This window comes from Streptomyces sp. SID11385 (assembly GCF_010548245.1).
Taxonomy (GTDB): Bacteria; Actinomycetota; Actinomycetes; order Streptomycetales; family Streptomycetaceae; genus Streptomyces.
In genome coordinates this window covers 1-2,299 of the sequence record NZ_JAAGLR010001007.1, presented here as the reverse complement: position 1 = coordinate 2,299, position 2,299 = coordinate 1, and the positions used below count along the sequence as shown (strand labels likewise).

Genomic DNA, 2,299 nt, shown 5'->3' with positions numbered 1-2,299 from the left:
CGCGGCCCCACCGCGCGGACCTCCGCCGCCCGTACCGTCCCCGGCACCTGCCGTGAGCGTCGCGCCGACCGTCACCGCCGCGACCGCGGCGAAGCCGCCCGTCGTCCACAGCGTCCGCCGCCGCGCCCTGCTGCGCCGCCCCCGCGCGAGGCCCCCCTCGACCAACTGCTCCGTGGCCGGTACGGGCGACTCGCTCGCGTACCGCTCCAGCAGCTCGCTCAGGTGTGCCCCGTACTCCTGTTCCCGCTTGTCCATGACTCCGCCTCCCGGTCTCTTCAGCGTTCGCCGAGCGCTTCGCGCTCGCTCTCCAGTGCCGTGCGCAGCTTCGCCAGCGCCCGCAGTGCGCGGACGCGCACATTGCCCTGGCTGATGCGCAGTTCCTTCGCCGTCTCCTCGACGCTGCGGTCCTCCCAGTACCGCAGCACCACCACCGCGCGCTCCTTCGGCGTGAGCTGGGCGAGGGCCTGCGCGAGGGCGAGGCGCAGCGTCGGTTCCTCGCTGCGCGCGGCCCGCTCGGGCAGGTGAGCGACGGGCCTCTCCCGCGTCCGATGCAGCCGGACATGGGAGAGGTACGCGCGGGTGAGGATCGCCCGCGCGTAAGCCTGGGGGTGCTCGGCGCGGCTGACCTTGCCCCAGGAGACGTAGATCTTCCCGAGCGCGGTCTGCACCAGGTCCTCCGCGAGGTGGTGGTCCCCGCACAGCAGCAAGGCCGTACGGAAGAGGCGCGGGCTCACCGCCCGCAAGAACTCCTCGGTCTCCGCCTCACGGCGTGCGCGCACACTCATCGACCACTCCTCCTGGCTGCCCGTCTCTCTTCCCGCACACCTTCCGGACGCCGCGACCCCCGCCCCGCGTTACGGACCCGCGCCCCCGATTTTCCGGTACGCACGCCACGCGCCGACCGGCGCACGCGGAGCGCCGCCCCCACCCGGTACGGGCGCCCCGCCCCCGTACGGGCGCCCCCGCCCCCGTACGGACGAGTGCCCCGGACCGTTTCCGGCCCGGGGCACCCCCGGCACACCTGTACACCCCCGCCCTCAGCGCCGCAGCGCCTCCGCCGGCGAGATGCGGGAGGCCCGCCACGCCGGGTACACCCCGGCCACGAGCCCCGTGAGCAGGCCGATCACCGGGGCGGCGGCGACCGTCGCCGGGTTCACCACCGGGGTCCAGTCGCGCGCCACCGCGACGCCGACCACGGTGAGCGTGCCGAGGCTCGTACCGATCAGCCCGCCGAGCGCGCCGAGCGCCGCCGACTCGCTGAGGAACTGCGCCGTGATGTGCCGTCCGCGCGCCCCGAGCGCCCGCCGCAGCCCGATCTCACCGGTGCGTTCCAGGACCGCGACGAGCGTCGTGTTGGCGATGCCCACCGCGCCGATGACGAGGCAGATCGCGGCGAGGAGCAGGAAGAGCTGGCGCAGGTCGGAGGTGACGTGGCCGCGCAGCGTCTTCGGGTCGGGCGGCGGCTGCGCCTTGAGGTACTCGGGGTGGTCGGGGCGCAGCGCGGTCGGCGCGAGGCGGGCGACCTGGCGCGCGGCGCCGAGCTCCGTCGACACCAGCATCTTCGCGCCCGAGGCCGGCTCGCCCCAGATCCGCTCGGCGCTCGCCCGGGGCACGACGACCGACAGGAGCAGGTCCGCGTTGCGCCGCACGTCGTCGACGATGCCGATCACGGTGAAGGGCCGGTCCCCGATGAAGAGCGCGGGCCGCGTCGCGAGCGTCGTGATGCCGAGCCGTTCGGCCATGCCGTCGCCGATCACCACGACGGGCTGGGCCGTGCGTTCCGCGTACGCGTCGTAGAGCCTGCCCTCTTTGAGGTGCGGGACGGCGGCGCGCAACATGCCCGGCGAGGCGGCGACGATGTCGGCCCGCTCGCCCTGCTGTCCCGCGACCCGCGAGGTGCGCACGGTCGCGTCGCCGGCCCGGGTGTCGACCGTCCAGTACACGCCCGCGTGCTCGACCCCGGCGAGCCGCTCGACGCGCCGGTCCGCGTCCTCGGGGAAGGCGAGCCCCGCGAACTCGTTCTGCTGCGTGCCGATGTCCTCGACCGTCACCTCGGTCGCGGTCAGCACCGAGAAACGCGCGTCGATCTGCGAGGAGGTCGTCGCGGTGAGCCCGAGGATCGCGACGAAGGTGCCGACACCGAGCACGGTGCCGAGCGCGGTGAGCGCGGAGCGGGCCGGACGCTGGAGCATCCCCGCGACGGACTCGCCGAGCAGGTCGCGCGCGGAGAACACGGAGGGCTCCACCGGGCGCGGGCGCCGGCGCCCGCGCCGCCGCCGGGGCGGCTCGGCTCCCGGTG

Annotated in this window: 2 protein-coding genes and 1 pseudogene; all 3 read right to left on the bottom strand. The window is 75.3% G+C overall.

Annotated features, from left to right (window positions below):
- A pseudogene (locus G3I42_RS30880) lies at nt 1-255 on the bottom strand (hypothetical protein); the annotation flags it as partial.
- 20 nt (nt 256-275) lie between these two features.
- The gene (locus tag G3I42_RS30875; RefSeq protein ID WP_164291017.1) at nt 276-785 is read right to left on the bottom strand and encodes a SigE family RNA polymerase sigma factor; all 510 of its coding nucleotides are present in this window, start codon (nt 783-785) and stop codon (nt 276-278) included.
- A 252-nt stretch (nt 786-1,037) separates the two neighbouring features.
- The gene (locus G3I42_RS30870) at nt 1,038-2,192 is read right to left on the bottom strand and encodes an ABC transporter permease (protein ID WP_164291018.1); all 1,155 of its coding nucleotides are present in this window, start codon (nt 2,190-2,192) and stop codon (nt 1,038-1,040) included.
- Between the last annotated feature and the right edge of the window lie 107 nt (nt 2,193-2,299).

Excerpts from the sequence above, each read along its gene's own strand:
- G3I42_RS30870 (WP_164291018.1), bottom strand. The coding sequence starts at position 2,192 with ATGCTCCAGCGTCCGGCCCGCTCCGCGCTCACCGCGCTCGGCACCGTG.
- G3I42_RS30875 (WP_164291017.1), bottom strand. The coding sequence starts at position 785 with ATGAGTGTGCGCGCACGCCGTGAGGCGGAGACCGAGGAGTTCTTGCGG.